The following is a 16,625-nucleotide window of genomic DNA, read 5'->3' as shown; positions in this document are numbered from 1 at the left end:
GAGTGAACGGAGCGGTGATGGTGGACGTCCCCACCCTGGTCGAGCAGGCCCGGGCCGGCAGGCCGAGGGCCGTGGCCCGGCTCATCTCCCTGGTCGAGGGGGCGTCGCCGCAGCTGCGCGAGGTGATGGCGGCCCTGGCGCCGCTGACGGGCAACGCGTACGTGGTCGGCCTGACCGGCTCGCCCGGTGTCGGCAAGTCGACATCGACGTCGGCGCTGGTCTCGGCGTACCGGCGGGCCGGCAAGCGGGTCGGCGTCCTGGCCGTCGACCCGTCCTCGCCGTTCTCCGGCGGGGCGCTCCTGGGCGACCGGGTGCGGATGTCGGAGCACGCCTCCGACCCGGGCGTCTACATCCGTTCCATGGCCACCCGCGGGCATCTGGGCGGCCTCGCCTGGGCGGCGCCGCAGGCGATCCGGGTGCTGGACGCGGCGGGCTGCGACGTGGTCCTGGTGGAGACGGTCGGCGTCGGCCAGTCGGAGGTGGAGATCGCCTCCCAGGCGGACACCTCCGTCGTCCTGCTGGCCCCCGGCATGGGCGACGGCATCCAGGCGGCGAAGGCCGGAATCCTGGAGATCGGCGACGTGTACGTGGTCAACAAGGCCGACCGGGACGGGGCGGACGCCACCGCGCGCGAGCTCAACCACATGCTGGGCCTGGGCGAGGCCCGCGGTCCCGGCGACTGGCGCCCGCCGATCGTGAAGACGGTAGCGGCCCGGGGCGAGGGGATCGACGAGGTCGTCGAGGCGCTGGAGAAGCACCGGGCGTGGATGGAGGAGCGCGGCGTCCTCGGCGAACGGCGCACGGCCCGCGCGGCCCGCGAGGTCGAGACCATCGCCGTCACGCGACTGCGCGAGCGCATCGGCGACCTGCACGGCGACCGCCACCTCGGCGCGCTCGCGGAACGCATCGTGGCGGGGAGCCTCGATCCGTACGCGGCGGCGGACGAACTGGTGGCGGGGCTCACCGAGGCCTGAACGGAGGCCGCCCGGGGCGTGCCACCTGCCGTCGGAGCCGTACACGTCGAGATCCCGGACGACCGTGCCGTCCTCCTCGTGCGGCTCGGCCTCGGTGACCGTGCCGGGGACGGCCTTCACGGCGGCGGCCGTGGCGCCCCCGATGTCCACGCGGGTGCCCCGCCGGCGGCCGAGCGGGAGGCGGTCGGCAGCGTGCGCACCGCGATGCAGGCCGGGCTGCCGGTGCTGCTCGTCGGGAGCGCGGCGGGTCGCCGTCGCGGTCACCGACGACGGGGCGGGGGTACCGCCGAACGAGCGTGAACGGGTATTCGAACGCTTCGTACGCCTCGACGACGCCCGTAGCCGGGACGAGGGCGGCGCCGGGCTGGGTCCGGCCGTCGCGCGTGATGTCGCCGTACGGCACGGTGGCCGGCTGACGGTGGGCGACGCCGCGGAGAGCGGCGCGTGCTTCGGGCTGCGGCTGCCGGCTGCCGACCGAGCCGGACGGCCTGCCCTCACCCCCATGCCGTGGGCGCCACCTCGTCCGCGGGATCGTGCCGCTCGCGAGGTCACGCCGTGCGCGGGTCGTCCCGTCCGAGGGGCCGTGCGGCCCGCGGGGTCACGTCGCCGACGCGGTCGTATCGCCCGCGGTCGGGTCCTTCCGGCGCGGTCAGATCTTTCCGCGTCGGCCGCGCAGATGCTCGGCCACCGGGGTCAGTGCCGTGTGCAGGTCGTCCAGCGCCTCCGGCGTCAGCAGGTCCATGAAGTGCCTGCGCACCGACGCCACGTGGTGCGGCGCCACCTTCCGCATGGTCTCCGCACCGTGCTCGGTGAGGACGCCGTACAGTCCGCGCCGGTCGGACTCGCAGTTCTCCCGGCGGACCAGGCCCGCGTTCTCCATGCGGGTGATCTGGTGCGAGAGCCTGCTCTTGGACTGCAGCGTCGCCGTGGCGAGGTCGCTCATGCGCATGCGCTGACCCTCCGACTCCGAGAGGTTGACCAGGATCTCGTAGTCGTTCATGGTCAGGCCGAAGGGCTGGAGGTCCTTCTCGAGCTGGTGCATCAGCAGTCTGCTGACCTCCAGATGGGTGCGCCAGGCGCACTGCTCCGCGTTGTTCAGCCAGCGGGGGGCGGTCTCGGTCTCGGTCTCCATATGACGATTCTACCTAAGAAGTTGAAAGACGGACGAAATGAAGGTGCGGCGTCCGTGGTACGGGCGCGAACAAGGCTCGGAGCGCGGGGTGCGGGCGCCCGGCGTCACAGTGCGCAGGCTACCGTTCACCAACCGAAGCGACGCTGGAGGTCCCCGAGCTGACCGGACGGACGGTGCGAGGCGCCGGGTTGACCCGAGCCGCCCGGCACTCCCGGCTGGGGCGGTGTCCCGTCCGTCGGCCGGTCGGGCAGCAGCGCCTCGGACGACTGGAGCAGGACCGTACCCGCGCCGACGAACTCGAACTGGTGCTCCTCGCCCGAGGTGCCGCCGATCCCGGTCAGCGCCCGCAGACCGCCCAGCACGCCCGTCAGATACCCGTGGTCGTAGTGGTGGCACGGCGAGGGGCAGTCCGCCCAGCCCACCAGTGCCTGCGGGTCGACCCGGAGCGGCGGCTCCATGAAGACCACCGGACCGTTGGACGCGGCCACGAACTTCCCCGTGCCGATCAGCGTCAGGAACCCCGGCACGATCGACTGCTTGAGCGCCAGGGACGGCTGGAACGCCAGCAGGTTGCCCGAACGGATCGTCAGGTTCCCGTCCTCCAGGTCGTACGAGTTCACGTCGAACGCCCGGTCCGCGAGCAGCATCTTGCCGCTGCCCTCCGCCACCACCCAGTCGCTCGCGTGCAGCGGCGAATGAAAGCTCGTCCGCAGCAGCCGCTCGAAGCGGCCGTGGCCGACGCCGTCGAACGCGATCCGCCCGTAGTAGGCGATCATCTTGCCCTTCTGCAGGAACCACTGGCTCCCGGCCAGTTCCACGCAGAACGTGTACGCGTTGACGTTGTCGTCCGAGGGCAGCGTCATCGGGTCGAAGACGACGGGCGTGCTCACAGCTTCTCCTCCGATGCCTGGACATACACCGTGCCGCTGCCGCTCAGCTCCAGCTGGAACGCCTCGCCGGAGCCGCGCCCCACCATTTCGCGCCAGCCGAGCGCTGCGGAGAGCTTGTTGCGCACATCGCCGTGGTGCGCGACGTACGCCTGCGGGTCCACGTGCACCTCGTCGCCCGGGGTGATCGGCAGCTCGATCACCCCGCCGTGGGCCATCACGGCGACCGCCCCATGACCGGTCAGCGTCGTGGTGAACAGTCCCTGGCCGGTCACCTGGCCGCGCACCATGCCCATCACCCCGCCCTGCGAGCCCATGAACATGGTGGACTGCTGGAGCGAGCCGTCGAAGGCGAGCAGCCGGTCGGCCTCGACGTACAGGGTGTCCCCGGACAGCTCGATCACCTGGACGTGATGGCCGCCGTGGCCGAACATCACCGTGCCGTTCCCCTCGACCGCCATCAGCGGGGTCGCCTCGCCCGCCACCCGGCGGCCGATCATCGACAGCATCCCGCCCTGGCCACCCTGGATGTTCGGGGTGAACGACACCTCGCCGCGGTAGGCGAGCATCGCGCCCCGCTGGCTGTACAGCTTCTGGCCGGGAACCACCGTCGCCTCGACCATCTTCGCGTTGATCTCACGGAACGGCATCAGAGTTCGCCCCCCAGGGTGTTGCGCTCGCTGGGCTGGACGTACACGATCCCCTCGCCCTCGAACCTCATCTGGAACGCCTCGCCCGAGCCCTCGCCGATCAGCGTCCGGAAGTTCACCCCGGACTGGAGGTGCTGCCGCAGATCCCCCTGGTGGGCGATGTAGGCACCGGGGTCGACGAACAGCGGGTACTGCGGTGAGACCCGCAGCCCCACGGCCGCGCCGTCCGACACGATCGCCACCTGACCGGTGCCCTCGACGGTCGTGGTGAACAGCCCGTTGCCGCTCGCCCCGCCGCGCAGGCCGGTGAAGGTGGTGCCGGTGCGCAGCCCGGCGTCGGTGCAGAGCAGATTGCTCGCCTCGACCCAGAGCTTGTCGCCGTGCAGGGAGACCAGGCTGATCTCGCTCGCGCGGTCGGCGAAGTAGCAGGTGCCCTTGCCCGTCACCTGCATCACGGACATCTGCTCACCGGTCAGCCGGCGCGTCACCATGCCGCGCAGCCCGTCGCCGCCGCCGGTCATCTTCTTGAACGTCATCCGGCCGTCGTACGCGACCATCGAACCGTTCTTGGCCTTGACGGCGTCGCCGTTCAGGTCGACGGCCAGAGTTCTGCTGCCTTGGAGTCGGAACATCGCCACCCGCCCGACCGTATCCGCAGCATCCCGGCCCGGACAGGGCCCGGAGGCCGAACAGTGCCCCTGAATCACCCCTGATGCACATCTGGTACCGAATCCGCACGGACCCGGGACCGAATCGCCTCGGGCGCACGCCGGACGCGCACGAGGACGGACGCGACCCCCGCGTGCGCGCGCGTGACCGGGGACATACGCCCCCGGCGCCGGAGACCGCCCGCGCCGATGCCACAATGGGGGGCGTTTGTGCCCTCGTTCACAAGCTGTCACGACCCTCCCACCGAAGGTGCCCTCGTGGACATCAAGACCGCTACCGCCCTGCACCGGCTGCGCCTCATCTCGATCCCCGAAGCGCTCTCCTTCCCGGCGCTGATCATCTTTGGCTCGATCCTCAGCCGGGTCTCGGACATCGACTTCCTGATGATGCCGCTCGGCATCGTGCACGGTGTGCTCTTCGTGATCTACGCCGTGCTGCTGCTCGACGTCTGGTCCAAGACCAAGTGGCCGTTGAAGCGGGTCGCGCTCTTCTTCCTGCTCGCGCTGCTGCCGTTCGGCGGGCTGTACGGGGACAAGCTGCTCAAGCGCTACGAGGCCGACGGCGTCATCGCTGCCCGGGCCCGCCGGGAGGGAGTGGTGGGCGCGTGATCGTCGCGTTCTCGGTCAGCCCGCTGGGTGTCGGCGAGGACGTCGGCGAGTACGTCGCCGATGCCGTCAGGGTCGTCCGTGAGTCCGGACTGCCCAACCGCACGGACGCCATGTTCACCTGCGTCGAGGGCGAGTGGGACGAGGTCATGGACGTCGTCAAGCGCGCCGTCGCCGCCGTCGAGGCCCGCGCCGGACGGGTCTCCCTGGTGCTGAAGGCCGACATCCGCCCGGGTGTCACCGACGGCCTGACGTCCAAGGTGGAGACCGTCGAGCGGTACCTCTCGGAGGGCTGACCCCGCCGTACGGCGCACGCACTGCGGCTTCGCGGAGGCGCGCGTCCGCGCGAGGCAGCGTTCCCACGCCGGCAGTGCGCCCGCGCGAGGGCGTGTCCCCGCGCCGAGGTGTGCGCCCGCGCGTAGCCGCACGGCGTGCGTGAACTTGAGGAACCCCTGGCCGCCGGGGGTTCCTCGTCATTCCCGCCCGTCGTGGCCGTCCGGCGCGGCCAGGGCGATCCCGAGTGGGGTCCGCTCGTACAGCACCTGGTGGCCGTACCGCCGCGACGTGAGCAGTCCCGCCCCGCGCAGCACCGACAGATGCTCCGAAACGGAGGAGAGCGCGAGGCCCAGCCGGTGGGCGAGCGCACTCGTCCCGGCCGGTTCGTCGAGCGCGCAGAGGACCTCGGCCCGTCCTCGGCCGAGCAGCCGCGCGAGCGCCTGCGGGGTGCGGTCGGCGGAGCGCGTCCACAGCCCTCCGATCCCGCGCGCCGGATAGATGATCGCCGGCTGCCACGGCGGTTCGAAGCCGCTCACCGCGTCCGGCCAGGAGAAGACGCTCGGGATCAGGACGAGCCCCTGCCCGCCCAGTACCCGGCTGTGCCGTCCCTGGATCCCGACGATGGTGAGCGTCGACTCCGACCAGCTCAGTTGGGGGCTCAGCTCCCCCAGCAGCCGTTCGAAGCCGACCGCCGCGAGTCGGCGCGAGTGATAGGCGATGTCCGCCTCCAGCAGGGCGCGCAGCCGCGGCCAGTGCGGCTCGACCAGCACCCGCCAGGCCCGTTCCAGCAGATCGGTCAGGACCCGCAGGGCGCGGGCGGGATCGGCGAGCAGCGCCTGCGCGGTGGGGGAGCGCAGCGCCTCAGGACGGCCCGCCAGCGTCAGTTCGAGGTCCTGGCGGACGAGCTGCGGATCGAGCGACCGCACCCCCGCGATCTCCTCCTCGAAGGAGGGAACCGGATCGGCGGGCGGCGGGCTGAAGAAGTCCGGGCAGTGCCCGCTGCGGGGCATCAGCAGCCACAGCGGCTCCAGGTCGAGCCCGGCCGCCGCCTCCCGGATCAGCCGCAGCCACGGCAGGTGGTAGCCGTGCCGGTAGGGCTGGGCCAGCACGCGTACTGCGGCCTGCGTCTCCCCGAGGGGCGAGAGCGCGAACCGGCAGCGCAGCAGATCGCTCTCGTCGAGGTGCAACTGGAACGACATGTGCCGCCTTCGGGTGAGGTGTCCCTGAACTTTCGGTGTGGGCCGAAAGTCTAGGGAGAGCGGTCCCCGACCCGCAGGCTGCGTCCATGCCGAGAAGCATCGAGAGCACGCCGGCGCGGCCCCGCGCGGCGCACACCCCGTCCGAGCCCCGGCCCGCCGTCGCGGGGGAGGGCCAGGCCGCCGGTACCCCGCCGGAGACCCGCACCCCCGCCCCGGCCGCAGCCCCCGCCCCGGACGGCGGCCGTACCCCCCGCGGCTACCGTGCCGTCTTCGCCGTGCGGGAGTTCCGGGCGGTCTTCGCCGCGCATCTGCTCTCCCTCCTCGGTGTCGTCGTCAGCGAACTCGCCCTCACCGTCCTGGTGTACGGCCTCACCGGCTCGCCCCTGCTCAGCGCCCTCACCTTCGCGCTCGGTTTCCTCCCGTACCTCGTCGGGGGCACGCTCCTCGCCGGGATCGCCGACCGGTATCCCGCCCGCAGGGTCCTCGTCACCTGCGATCTGGTGTGCGCGGCGTGTGTCGCGGTGATGGTGCTGCCGGGCACCCCGGTCGGCGGGCTGCTCGCCCTGCGCTGCCTGGTCGCCGCGGTGGCGCCGGTCTTCACCGGGACGCGGATGGCCGCGCTCACCGAGATCCTGGGCGACGGCGACCGCTACGTCCTCGGCCGCTCGCTGCTGCGGATCGTCTCGCAGAGCGCCGTGCTCATCGGCTTCGGCGCGGGCGGGATGCTGCTCGCCGTGGTGCCCCCGCGCGGCGCGATCACCATCACCGCCGTGACGTTCCTCTGCTCGGCGGCGCTGCTCCGCTTCGGCACCCGCGCCCGGCCGGCCAGGGCGGGTGCGGGCGGCGAAGCGGGCGGCGGCACGCTTCTCAAGGAGTCGCTCACCGGGGCCCGCGGCCTGCTCGGGAACCGCCGGATCCGCGCCCTGATGCTGCTGTTCTGGGTGCCGCCGCTGTTCCTCGTCGCGCCCGTGGCGCTCGCCGCCCCGTACGCGGACGAGATCGGGGTAGGGTCGGCCGCGCTCGGGCTGCTGATGTGCGCGATGCCGGTCGGCCGGATCGCGGCGGAGCTGTACGTGGGCACCGCGCTGTCGCCCCGGGTGCGCTCCTCGATCGTGCTGCCGGCCGCGGCCCTGCAGCTGCTGCCCCTGGTGCTGTACGCGTTGCGCCCCGGAGTGGCCCCGGCCGCGGTCGTTCTGGCGCTGGCGGGAGTCGGCGGGGCGTACGTCATCGGCCTGGACAAGTGGTTCGTCGCGGCCGTACCGGAGTCGCTGCGCGGCCGGGCCATGACCGTGCTCACCGCCGGGATGATGACGCTCCAGGGCGTCGGCATGGCCCTCGCCGGGCTCGCCGCCGAGTTCTTCCCCGTGCATCACGTGGTCGCCGGGGCGGGAGCACTCGGCGTGCTGTGTCTGCTGCCGCTCGTACGGGAGGCCCGGAGGACCGCCCCCGCCGGCCACGACCCGGCCGAGCCCCGGGACGCGGTCCCGCCCGAGCCCCGGGACGCGGTCACGACTGAAGTCCGGGAGGCGGCCGCGGCCGAAGTCCGGGACGGCACCGCGACCGAACTCCGAGACGGAGCCCCGACCGAAGTCCGAGACGAGGCTGACCACCATATGACCAGTGGGTAAGGTCGGTTGCGTGCCGAAGCCGCTCAGTCTCCCCTTCGATCCCATCGCCCGCGCCGACGAGATCTGGCAGCAGCGCTGGGGGCCGGTGCCCTCGATGGCCGCGATCACCTCGATCATGCGCGCGCAGCAGATCCTGCTCGCCGAGGTCGACGCCGTGGTCAAGCCGTACGGGCTGACCTTCGCCCGGTACGAGGCGCTGGTGCTGCTGGCCTTCTCCAAGGCGGGCGAGCTGCCCATGTCCAAGATCGGGGAGCGGCTCATGGTCCACCCCACGTCCGTCACGAACACCGTGGACCGGCTGGTGCGCTCCGGCCTGGTGGACAAGCGGCCCAACCCGAACGACGGCCGGGGCACCCTCGCCTCCATCACCGACAAGGGCCGCGAGGTCGTCGAGGCGGCGACCAAGGACCTGGTCGACATGGAGTTCGGGCTCGGGGTCTACGACGCCGAGGAGTGCGCGGAGATCTTCGCCATGCTGCGGCCTTTGCGGATCGCGGCCCATGACTTCGAGGAGCCGTAGGACGGTCCCGGACGGGGGCTTCCGGGAACCGTGAGAGGGCCTTGGAACGGGGCTCCGAGGAGCCGTGGGGAGGCCCCGGTCCGGGGCCTCGGGGAAACCGTACGAGGGTGTTCCGGTACCCCGGCCCGCTGCAAGATCGCCACAGGCGTCCGGTTACGCTCGATGCCATGAAACGCAGTGTGCTGACCCGGTACCGGGTGATGGCCTACGTCACCGCTGTCATGTTGCTGGTGCTCTGCACCTGCATGGTCTTCAAGTACGGCTTCGACACGGGCGAGGGCCTGACGCTCGTCGTCTCCCAGATCCACGGCGTCCTCTACATCATCTACCTGGTCTTCGCCTTCGACCTCGGTTCCAAGGCGAAGTGGCCGGTCGGCAAGCTGCTCTGGGTACTGATCTCCGGCACCATCCCGACGGCCGCGTTCTTCGTCGAGCGCAAGGTCGTCCGCGAGGTCGAGCCGCTGATCGCCGACGCCTCGCCGGCGACGGCCAAGGCCTGAACCGACGGGTCGCGGCCCGCCCCCCCGCGACCCCACCGAACCGCCCCGTGCCAGGCACCGGGCGGTTCCCCATCGACATTTACTAGGACGTCCTAGTAAATTCGACGGTATGGACGCTGACGCGATCGAGGAGGGCCGCCGCCGCTGGCAGGCCCGTTACGACAAGGCCCGCAAGCGTGACGCGGACTTCACGACGCTCTCGGGAGACCCGGTCGACCCCGTGTACGGCCCCCGCCCCGGGGACGCGTACGAGGGCTTCGAGCGGATCGGCTGGCCCGGTGAGTACCCCTTCACCCGAGGGCTTCACCCGACCGGCTACCGGGGGCGCACCTGGACGATCCGCCAGTTCGCCGGTTTCGGCAACGCGGAGCAGACCAACGAGCGCTACAAGATGATCCTCGCCGCGGGCGGCGGCGGGCTGAGCGTCGCGTTCGACATGCCGACGCTGATGGGCCGCGACTCCGACGACCCCCGCTCGCTCGGCGAGGTCGGGCACTGCGGGGTGGCCATCGACTCCGCGGCGGACATGGAGGTCCTGTTCCGGGACATCCCGCTCGGCGACGTCACGACGTCCATGACCATCAGCGGACCCGCCGTCCCGGTCTTCTGCATGTACCTGGTCGCCGCCGAACGTCAGGGTGTCGATCCGTCCGTCCTCAACGGCACGCTCCAGACGGACATCTTCAAGGAGTACATCGCGCAGAAGGAGTGGCTCTTCCAGCCCGAGCCCCACCTGCGCCTCATCGGCGACCTCATGGAGCACTGCGCCCGCGGGATCCCCGCCTACAAGCCGCTCTCCGTCTCCGGCTACCACATCCGCGAGGCCGGTGCGACGGCCGCACAGGAGCTCGCGTACACCCTGGCCGACGGCTTCGGGTACGTGGAGCTGGGCCTCTCGCGAGGGCTGGACGTCGACACCTTCGCCCCCGGGCTGTCCTTCTTCTTCGACGCGCACGTCGACTTCTTCGAGGAGATCGCCAAGTTCCGCGCGGCCCGCCGGATCTGGGCCCGCTGGATGAAGGAGACCTACGGGGCGAAGACCGACAAGGCGCAGTGGCTCCGCTTCCACACCCAGACCGCCGGTGTCTCGCTCACCGCGCAGCAGCCGTACAACAACGTCGTACGGACCGCGGTCGAGGCGCTCTCCGCGGTCCTCGGCGGCACCAACTCGCTGCACACCAACGCCCTCGACGAGACCCTCGCGCTCCCCTCCGAGCAGGCCGCCGAGATCGCGCTGCGCACCCAGCAGGTGCTCATGGAGGAGACCGGCGTCGCCAACGTGGCCGACCCGCTGGGCGGTTCCTGGTACGTCGAGCAGCTCACCGACCGCATCGAGGCCGACGCCGAGAAGATCTTCGACCAGATCAAGGAGCGCGGCACGCGGGCCCACCCCGACGGAGAGCACCCCATCGGGCCCATCACCTCCGGGATCCTGCGCGGAATCGAGGACGGCTGGTTCACCGGCGAGATCGCCGAGTCCGCCTTCCGCTACCAGCAGGCGCTGGAGAAGGGCGACAAGCGCGTGGTCGGCGTCAACGTCCACCACGGCTCGGTCACCGGAGACCTGGAGATCCTGCGCGTCAGCCACGAGGTCGAGCGCGAGCAGGTCCGGGTGCTCGCCGCCCGCAAGGACGCCCGCGACGACGCGCGGGTCGAGGCGGCGCTGGACGCGATGCTGACCGCCGCCCGCGACGGCTCCAACATGATCGGGCCGATGCTCGACGCGGTACGCGCCGAGGCCACGCTCGGCGAGATCTGCGGGGCCCTGCGCGACGAATGGGGCGTCTACACGGAGCCGGCCGGCTTCTGACGCAGGTCCGCCGGTCCCTTCGCACGCGAAGACCGCCGGTCCGGCCGCACATGGGTGCGCGGCCCGACCGGCGGCCCCGCGCACGCGGACGCGGTGTGGGGAGGGACCGGACCCGGCACGCACGGTGCACGGCGTGGTCCGCGGCCCCGCGCACGCGGTGTTCCGAGGGGACCGGCGGTCCGGGCTCCCGGGGGAGCGGGGCGCGGTTCACGCCTTGGCGGCAGCGCCGAGCCCCCCGAGCAGCAGCACGGTGAAGCGGTGGGCCCATTCCGCGTCGATGGGCTCGGCGCTCACCAGGGCCCGGTGCACGACCGCCCCGGCGATCACGTCGAAGATCAGGTCCGCGGTCCGGCCCGCCGGGCCGTCGTCCTGCTCGACGGGCAACTCGCCCCGCTCCTGGGCCCGTCGGCGGCCCTGGAGCACCAGCCGCTTCTGCCGGTTCACGATCGAGTCGCGGATCCGGGTCCGCAGCGCCTCGTCCCGGGTCGACTCCGCGACCACAGCCATCAGCGAGGTCCGGGTCTCGGGCCGCTCCAGCAGTGCCGCGAACTGGAGCACCACCGCCTGCACATCGGCCGCCAGACTGCCGAGGTCGGGCAGTTCCAGCTCGTCGAAGAGGACCGCGACGGCGTCCACCACCAGCTCGTTCTTGCCCGCCCACCGCCGGTACAGGGTCGTCTTGGCGACCCCGGCCCGCGCCGCCACGTCCCCCATCGTCAGCTTCGACCAGCCGAGATCGACCAGGGAGGCGCGGGTCGCCTCCAGGATCGCTTCATCGGCCGCGACGCTGCGCGGGCGTCCCGTTCGTGGGGATTCGGGGCGGCTGCGGCTCAGCATGCCGCGACCATACCGGTCAGTAACGACCTGGGGAACAATAGGGAGTGGATCAGCGAGCGGCGTCATGCGGCTTCGAATCCAAGGCGGAGGAGGGAGCCGGATGGGGCCTCCCCTGCTCGAAAGCAGCTGAGAGCTCGGGGAAGGAGCGTCGGCGACCGACGACGACGCGGGAGGCGGAGTCGCAGGGCGTCGGGAGCCCGCTCCCTATTGCTCCCCAGGTCGTAAGCAGAACCGGACGGGCCCGAGCGCCGTGAGACAGATCACCGGACGCCCCTGTGCGCGAGGGGGGCGGGGCAGTTACGCTACGGGTCGTAGCGTAAGGCGGCGGTCACGCCGTTCCTGACGCCACGACCGAGCGACAGCCACAGGCACCGGGTGGGGACCCGGCGCCGACCGGGCCATTCAGGGGCCCTCGGACCGCGTCCGGCCGTCCACCCCGCACACCGGCGGGACCGCGGACGGGTGCGGTTCGGCCATCGCTTTCCGTATCGGCGCACCGAGGGGGGAGGATGTACGTATGCAGCCTAGGAACATGTCCATGAGCGGCGTCGTCGACCTCGCCGCGGTGAAGGCGGCCGGTGAGGCCAAGGCCAAGGCGGAGCAGGCCCGCGCCGATGCCGCCCGGCAGGGGGACGCGGGCACCGTACCGCCGTCCGCCCTGGTGATCGATGTCGATGAGGCGGGCTTCGAGCGCGAGGTCCTCCAGCGCTCCACCGAGGTCCCGGTCGTCCTCGACTTCTGGGCCGAGTGGTGCCAGCCGTGCAAGCAGCTGGGTCCGTTGCTCGAGCGTCTGGCCCAGGAGTACAACGGCCGCTTCGTGCTGGCCAAGATCGATGTCGACGCCAACCAGATGCTGATGCAGCAGTTCGGCATCCAGGGCATCCCGGCGGTCTTCGCCGTCGTCGCCGGGCAGGCCCTCCCGCTCTTCCAGGGCGCGGCCCCCGAGGCCCAGATCCGCCAGACGCTCGACCAGTTGATCCAGGTCGGCGAGGAGCGCTTCGGCCTCACCGGCATCACGGTCGACCAGGACGCCGCCGAAGCGGCCGACCAGGCTCCGGCTGAGGTCCCCGCCGGTCCGTACGACGCCCTGCTCGAAGCGGCCGTGCGAGCCCTGGACGCCAACGACTTCGCCGGTGCCGTGCGGGCGTACAGGAACGTCCTGGCCGACGACCCGTCCAACACCGAGGCCAGGCTGGGCCTCGCCCAGGCCGAACTGCTCTCCCGGGTCAAGGAGATGGACGCGCAGCAGGTGCGCAAGGACGCCGCCGAACGGCCGGCCGACATCGCCGCCCAACTCGCCGCCGCCGACCTGGACCTGGTGGGCGGTCATGTCGAGGACGCCTTCGGGCGGCTGGTCGAGACGGTGCGCCGCACCTTCGGCGACGACCGGGACGCGGCGCGGGTCCGGCTGCTGGAGCTCTTCGAGGTGATCGGCCCCGACGACCCGCGGGTGACCGCCGCGCGCACGGCGCTTGCGCGTGTCCTGTTCTGACGCGACGCGCGTCCCGTTCCGTCGCGGCGCGGACCTTGTACCGATGTGACAACGCGGCCGCGGTGCCCTCCCGGGTACCGCGGCCGTTTTCGCGAACGGGCGATAAGAGACGGCCCCCCTTTACCAAATCTTGATAAAGGGGCAGCCTGTTACTGGCAGTAAATCACCCCTTGGTTTCTGTCCGATAAGGGGTTGAATTCCCCTTTCGCCCTTCCGTCCGATGCCACCCTGTGTGGCCGGGCGGTACCACGCTGTCGCGCCCTGTTCACCGCGCCATTACCAGTGAGTAACGAACCCCTTGTGCGGCGGGCGGGAATGCACCACGATCGGCCACGCTCGGTCCAATGACGCCAAGCCCGGCCGCCAGCCGGTGCGGTGGCTCCGTTGGGTCCCCACCGAGCGGGCCGGTGGCAGTGACACCGGCTCCGGACAGGGGGGTTCCTGCCGTCCGGCAGGGCCTGTCCGACCGGGCCGCGCGACTGCGCGGCCGGTGGTTGTCGCTCGGGGGTGATCGCCGGTGATTCGGGCGCGGTTCCCGCCTCCGCACGCGGGCGCTCTCCTTACCGAGGACGTAGCACTTCTCCCATCCCAGGACGGGCCCGGCCCGTACCGGAGATGTACGTCCGAGAAGGAGGAAAGAGAATGAGTTCCCAGGTTCGTGGCGGCACGAGATGGAAGCGCTTCGCTCTGGTCATGGTGCCGAGCGTCGCCGCGACCGCCGCAGTGGGGGTCGGTCTCGCGCAGGGCGCCCTGGCGGCGTCGTTCAGCGTGTCCGGCCAGGAGTTCAAGGTCCGCGCGCAGACCCTCGTCGGTCACAACTTCGTGCAGTACGGCTCCGTGGCCACCGGCAAGACCCTCGACGGCAAGGACGCGGCGCACGCCGTCGCCGTCTCCGGCTTCAGTGATGCCACGATCACCAACATGTGCCAGTCGGTGGTCACTCCGAACCTTCCGTTCGGTCTCGGCACCGTCACGCTGCGGCTGTCGGCGGGTACGGACCCGGACAGGCCGGTCGAGGCGACCAACCTGTACCTGGACATCGCCCAGCTCGACGCGGACGCCGAGTTCAGGAACATCGACATCGGTGTGGCGGCGGGCGACGTCGGCAAGCCGGGCATCCAGCCCGGTACCGAGAAGAAGGTCAATCCGAACGGCTTCGCGCAGCGTGCCGAGGAGGCCAAGCTGAGCAACGTGAGGCAGACGGCGTGGGCGACCACCGCCGGAACCTTCAAGCTCACCGACCTGAGCCTGCGGTTGAAGTCGGGCAACAAGCCTTGCTACTAGGGCATATGCCCGGGTGGCCGGGGCGCCTGCGAGGGATCTCCGGCCACCTGTTCCTTCTCTTCTCACAGCAGTACCGGTTCCAGGGAGCTGTTTTCCATGAGCCCCGAATCCACAGGGCAGAACGAGCACTTTCTCCGTGTCTTCCGGCGCGAATTCCGCACCTGGCGGGGTAACCGGCCGTTCTGGGCGGGCCTGTTCACCATGATGGGCGGACTGCCCATCGCGTACTTCCCGTACGCCAACATGCACCTCGGCAACGTCACCCTGACGATGTCCACGACGGCCGGCGCGGGATCACTGATCATCGGCGTCCTGCTGGTCACGCTGGGCCTCACCATGTGGTTCCACCACATCGTGAGAGTGTTCGCCGGAATCGCCACGATCCTTCTGGCGCTGGTCTCCATACCCGTGGCCAACATCGGAGGCTTCCTGATCGGCTTCCTGTTCGCCCTGCTCGGCGGCGCGCTCTCCGTCTCCTGGGCCCCCGGGGAGCCAGAGCCCGAAGGCCCGGAAACCGGCATGCGGGACGGGGAGTTCGAGGACGCCGGCACGGCGATACGGGAGCCCGGACCGGACCTCCGCAAGGCGGCGGTGCTGCCGCAGCGGAAGCCGGAACACGACGACGACGCGATGGTCGAGGCCGACGGCGGGAGGCATCGTGCGGGGTGACGAGACACAGCTGAACTCGACCGGGGAGGACCACCGGACGAGAACCGGACCGCGCCACGCGGCCCCCAGGAAGTCGCTGCTGACGAAGCTGCACATCCCCGCGGGCAAGGCTTTCGCGCTCGCCGCGATGCCGACGGCCGTCTTCGTGGGCATGGGGCTGACGCCCCGGCTCGCACTGGCCGACGACAACTCGGACATCCCCTTCGCGCCCGGCCCCTGCGTGACCCGCTCCGACGGACCGAGCGAGTCGCCGTCCCCGTCCGGGTCGGAGACGAAGTCCCCGTCGCCGTCCGCCACCGACTCCGGGGGCAAGAACGAGGACCAGGCGCCGAAGCCCTCGGCGACCCCGTCGGCGAGCGACGGGGCGAAGCCCGGGGCCGGGACGGAAACCGGGGCCGGGTCCGAGGCCGCCTCCGGTGCGCGTACGGCCGATTCCCCGGCCGTCACGCCGAGTGCCACACCCACCCCCACGAAGTCGGAGAACCCGCTCGATCCGTTGGGTGTCGGCGACGCGCTCAGGGACCTGTTCGGCGTCCCGGACGAGGAGAGCGCCGACTCGTCCCCGTCCTCGTCACCGTCCACCGGCACCGAGTCCCCGAAGCCGTCCCCGAGCGACTCCGCCGAGCCCGGAGGGAAGCCTGCGGACCCGGCGAAGAAGTCCACGGACCCCGCGGACACGGCAAAGGGGACCAGCGACAGGAACGCCGCCATCCGTGAGGCCGCGGAGAAGGCCGGGGCGCCGGTCGAGGAACTCGACGACAGCGTCAAGGGACTCGACGCCAAGAAGGACGAGGACATCCCGGACGGCGCCAAGCCGCGCTTCCCCTGCCCGACCGCCGACCCGAAGGCACTGGCCGCGGCCCATCTGGAGGCGGGCCTGCCGCTGCTCCCCACCGACCCGTGGATCCTGGACAGTTCGCTGCTCACCCTGAACGGGCTGGATTACAAGGGCATCGTCGAGGTGAAGACGTACGACGGCACCATCAAGAAGGTGCTGAAGTTCACCGCTAGCTCCATCGACATCAAGGACCTCCACCAGAAGACGGTCGGCCCGAACGGAACCACGGCCCACGTCGAGGCGCGCAAGGGCTCCACGTCCACCATCCGCGACGGCACGGTGACCATGTACACGGAGGAGCTGAAGGGCAATCTCTTCGGCCTCATCCCGGTCACGTTCAGCCCGCAGTCCCCGCCGCCGCTGAACGTTCCGTTCGCCTTCTTCACCAAGGTCAAGGTGACCCAGGCCGGCCAGTTCGGCGGTACGCTCACGGTGCCGGGACTGCAGAACTACTTCACCGGCGGCAACAGCTGAGGGCTGTCCCGTAATCCCCGGCGGGCGCGCGACGACAGCTGCGGCGCCTCGCCGCGTTGCCGGAACGTCCGCATACATCCAGTATGCGGATGCCCCTCCGCCTTGCGATGCACCGCATCCGACGCCGCGCGCTGGTCCACCACGGATTACGGGACAGCCCCTAGCCGACACAGGCACGTTC

Annotated in this window: 18 protein-coding genes and 1 pseudogene; 13 read left to right on the top strand and 6 right to left on the bottom strand. The window is 71.2% G+C overall.

Annotated features, from left to right (window positions below; translation table 11 throughout):
- The first annotated feature begins 17 nt into the window (after window positions 1–17).
- The 3 genes and pseudogenes from meaB to ACFYXM_RS28845 all read left to right on the top strand — a co-directional run.
- Window positions 18–974, top strand: a complete 957-nt coding sequence (meaB, locus tag ACFYXM_RS28855) for a methylmalonyl Co-A mutase-associated GTPase MeaB (RefSeq protein ID WP_389293726.1) — start codon at window positions 18–20, stop codon at window positions 972–974.
- 18 nt (window positions 975–992) lie between these two features.
- Window positions 993–1,274 (top strand): hypothetical protein, encoded by a 282-nt coding sequence (locus ACFYXM_RS28850; RefSeq protein WP_389293681.1) that lies wholly within the window; start codon window positions 993–995, stop codon window positions 1,272–1,274.
- A pseudogene (locus ACFYXM_RS28845) lies at window positions 1,228–1,443 on the top strand (ATP-binding protein); the annotation flags it as partial. The gene ACFYXM_RS28850 and the pseudogene ACFYXM_RS28845, both read left to right, overlap by 47 nt.
- Window positions 1,444–1,623: 180 nt before the next feature.
- Here the strand turns inward: ACFYXM_RS28845 and ACFYXM_RS28840 are convergent.
- The 4 genes from ACFYXM_RS28840 to ACFYXM_RS28825 all read right to left on the bottom strand — a co-directional run bounded on the left by ACFYXM_RS28840 (window position 1,624) and on the right by ACFYXM_RS28825 (window position 4,275).
- Entirely contained in the window at window positions 1,624–2,106 is a 483-nt protein-coding gene (locus tag ACFYXM_RS28840) for a MarR family winged helix-turn-helix transcriptional regulator (RefSeq protein WP_389293679.1), read from the bottom strand.
- A 125-nt stretch (window positions 2,107–2,231) separates the two neighbouring features.
- On the bottom strand, window positions 2,232–2,996 hold the full coding sequence (locus ACFYXM_RS28835; protein ID WP_389293677.1) for an AIM24 family protein: 765 nt from the start codon (window positions 2,994–2,996) through the stop codon (window positions 2,232–2,234).
- The gene (locus ACFYXM_RS28830; protein ID WP_389293675.1) at window positions 2,993–3,643 is read right to left on the bottom strand and encodes an AIM24 family protein; all 651 of its coding nucleotides are present in this window, start codon (window positions 3,641–3,643) and stop codon (window positions 2,993–2,995) included. The genes ACFYXM_RS28835 and ACFYXM_RS28830 overlap by 4 nt, the downstream gene beginning before the upstream one ends.
- The gene (locus ACFYXM_RS28825) at window positions 3,643–4,275 is read right to left on the bottom strand and encodes an AIM24 family protein (RefSeq protein ID WP_389293725.1); all 633 of its coding nucleotides are present in this window, start codon (window positions 4,273–4,275) and stop codon (window positions 3,643–3,645) included. Before ACFYXM_RS28825 ends, ACFYXM_RS28830 begins: the two co-directional genes overlap by 1 nt.
- A 294-nt stretch (window positions 4,276–4,569) precedes the next feature.
- Between ACFYXM_RS28825 and ACFYXM_RS28820 the strand changes: the two genes are divergently transcribed.
- A complete protein-coding gene (locus tag ACFYXM_RS28820; protein WP_389293673.1) occupies window positions 4,570–4,920 on the top strand; it encodes a DUF3817 domain-containing protein in 351 nt (116 codons plus the stop codon).
- Window positions 4,917–5,213 (top strand): MTH1187 family thiamine-binding protein, encoded by a 297-nt coding sequence (locus tag ACFYXM_RS28815; protein ID WP_389293671.1) that lies wholly within the window; start codon window positions 4,917–4,919, stop codon window positions 5,211–5,213. Before ACFYXM_RS28820 ends, ACFYXM_RS28815 begins: the two co-directional genes overlap by 4 nt.
- A gap of 177 nt (window positions 5,214–5,390) precedes the next feature.
- On the opposite strand, the gene ACFYXM_RS28810 is transcribed toward ACFYXM_RS28815, so the two are convergent.
- On the bottom strand, window positions 5,391–6,392 hold the full coding sequence (locus ACFYXM_RS28810; RefSeq protein WP_389293670.1) for a DUF5937 family protein: 1,002 nt from the start codon (window positions 6,390–6,392) through the stop codon (window positions 5,391–5,393).
- 86 nt (window positions 6,393–6,478) lie between these two features.
- On the opposite strand from ACFYXM_RS28810, the gene ACFYXM_RS28805 reads away from it, so the two are divergent.
- The 4 genes from ACFYXM_RS28805 to ACFYXM_RS28790 all read left to right on the top strand — a co-directional run bounded on the left by ACFYXM_RS28805 (window position 6,479) and on the right by ACFYXM_RS28790 (window position 10,850).
- Window positions 6,479–8,020 carry an MFS transporter gene (locus ACFYXM_RS28805; protein WP_389293668.1) on the top strand — a complete coding sequence of 514 codons (1,542 nt, stop codon included), beginning with the start codon at window positions 6,479–6,481 and terminating at the stop codon, window positions 8,018–8,020.
- Between the two features lie 10 nt (window positions 8,021–8,030).
- Complete coding sequence (locus ACFYXM_RS28800; RefSeq protein WP_389293666.1) at window positions 8,031–8,540, top strand: MarR family winged helix-turn-helix transcriptional regulator; 510 nt, start codon at window positions 8,031–8,033, stop codon at window positions 8,538–8,540.
- A gap of 167 nt (window positions 8,541–8,707) precedes the next feature.
- On the top strand, window positions 8,708–9,040 hold the full coding sequence (locus ACFYXM_RS28795; RefSeq protein ID WP_389293664.1) for a DUF3817 domain-containing protein: 333 nt from the start codon (window positions 8,708–8,710) through the stop codon (window positions 9,038–9,040).
- Window positions 9,041–9,149: 109 nt separating this feature from the next.
- Window positions 9,150–10,850 (top strand): methylmalonyl-CoA mutase, encoded by a 1,701-nt coding sequence (locus ACFYXM_RS28790; protein WP_389293662.1) that lies wholly within the window; start codon window positions 9,150–9,152, stop codon window positions 10,848–10,850.
- 207 nt (window positions 10,851–11,057) lie between these two features.
- Here ACFYXM_RS28790 and ACFYXM_RS28785 read toward each other — a convergent pair whose 3' ends face one another.
- Window positions 11,058–11,687, bottom strand: a complete 630-nt coding sequence (locus ACFYXM_RS28785; RefSeq protein ID WP_389293660.1) for a TetR/AcrR family transcriptional regulator — start codon at window positions 11,685–11,687, stop codon at window positions 11,058–11,060.
- A gap of 517 nt (window positions 11,688–12,204) precedes the next feature.
- On the opposite strand from ACFYXM_RS28785, the gene ACFYXM_RS28780 reads away from it, so the two are divergent.
- The 4 genes from ACFYXM_RS28780 to ACFYXM_RS28765 all read left to right on the top strand — a co-directional run bounded on the left by ACFYXM_RS28780 (window position 12,205) and on the right by ACFYXM_RS28765 (window position 16,444).
- Complete coding sequence (locus ACFYXM_RS28780; RefSeq protein WP_389293658.1) at window positions 12,205–13,179, top strand: tetratricopeptide repeat protein; 975 nt, start codon at window positions 12,205–12,207, stop codon at window positions 13,177–13,179.
- Between the two features lie 642 nt (window positions 13,180–13,821).
- A complete protein-coding gene (locus ACFYXM_RS28775) occupies window positions 13,822–14,463 on the top strand; it encodes a DUF6230 family protein (RefSeq protein WP_389293656.1) in 642 nt (213 codons plus the stop codon).
- A gap of 96 nt (window positions 14,464–14,559) precedes the next feature.
- Window positions 14,560–15,132: a DUF6114 domain-containing protein gene (locus ACFYXM_RS28770; RefSeq protein ID WP_389293654.1), complete on the top strand. Its 573-nt coding sequence runs from the start codon at window positions 14,560–14,562 to the stop codon at window positions 15,130–15,132.
- On the top strand, window positions 15,122–16,444 hold the full coding sequence (locus tag ACFYXM_RS28765) for a hypothetical protein (protein ID WP_389293652.1): 1,323 nt from the start codon (window positions 15,122–15,124) through the stop codon (window positions 16,442–16,444). Before ACFYXM_RS28770 ends, ACFYXM_RS28765 begins: the two co-directional genes overlap by 11 nt.
- The last annotated feature ends 181 nt before the right edge of the window (window positions 16,445–16,625 follow it).

The sequence above is a fragment of the Streptomyces sp. NPDC002476 genome, assembly GCF_042889785.1.
In the GTDB taxonomy this organism is placed as follows: Bacteria; Actinomycetota; Actinomycetes; order Streptomycetales; family Streptomycetaceae; genus Streptomyces.
This window is presented reverse-complemented; position numbering and strand designations above follow the sequence as displayed.

What these genes read in the sequence shown, in the direction of transcription:
- meaB (WP_389293726.1), top strand. Translation starts at nt 18, where the DNA reads ATGGTGGACGTCCCCACCCTGGTCGAGCAGGCCCGGGCCGGCAGGCCG.
- ACFYXM_RS28810 (WP_389293670.1), bottom strand. Translation starts at nt 6,392, where the DNA reads ATGTCGTTCCAGTTGCACCTCGACGAGAGCGATCTGCTGCGCTGCCGG.
- ACFYXM_RS28825 (WP_389293725.1), bottom strand. Translation starts at nt 4,275, where the DNA reads ATGTTCCGACTCCAAGGCAGCAGAACTCTGGCCGTCGACCTGAACGGC.
- ACFYXM_RS28780 (WP_389293658.1), top strand. Translation starts at nt 12,205, where the DNA reads ATGCAGCCTAGGAACATGTCCATGAGCGGCGTCGTCGACCTCGCCGCG.
- ACFYXM_RS28790 (WP_389293662.1), top strand. Translation starts at nt 9,150, where the DNA reads ATGGACGCTGACGCGATCGAGGAGGGCCGCCGCCGCTGGCAGGCCCGT.
- ACFYXM_RS28830 (WP_389293675.1), bottom strand. Translation starts at nt 3,643, where the DNA reads ATGCCGTTCCGTGAGATCAACGCGAAGATGGTCGAGGCGACGGTGGTT.
- ACFYXM_RS28840 (WP_389293679.1), bottom strand. Translation starts at nt 2,106, where the DNA reads ATGGAGACCGAGACCGAGACCGCCCCCCGCTGGCTGAACAACGCGGAG.
- ACFYXM_RS28770 (WP_389293654.1), top strand. Translation starts at nt 14,560, where the DNA reads ATGAGCCCCGAATCCACAGGGCAGAACGAGCACTTTCTCCGTGTCTTC.
- ACFYXM_RS28805 (WP_389293668.1), top strand. Translation starts at nt 6,479, where the DNA reads ATGCCGAGAAGCATCGAGAGCACGCCGGCGCGGCCCCGCGCGGCGCAC.
- ACFYXM_RS28785 (WP_389293660.1), bottom strand. Translation starts at nt 11,687, where the DNA reads ATGCTGAGCCGCAGCCGCCCCGAATCCCCACGAACGGGACGCCCGCGC.
- ACFYXM_RS28795 (WP_389293664.1), top strand. Translation starts at nt 8,708, where the DNA reads ATGAAACGCAGTGTGCTGACCCGGTACCGGGTGATGGCCTACGTCACC.
- ACFYXM_RS28775 (WP_389293656.1), top strand. Translation starts at nt 13,822, where the DNA reads ATGAGTTCCCAGGTTCGTGGCGGCACGAGATGGAAGCGCTTCGCTCTG.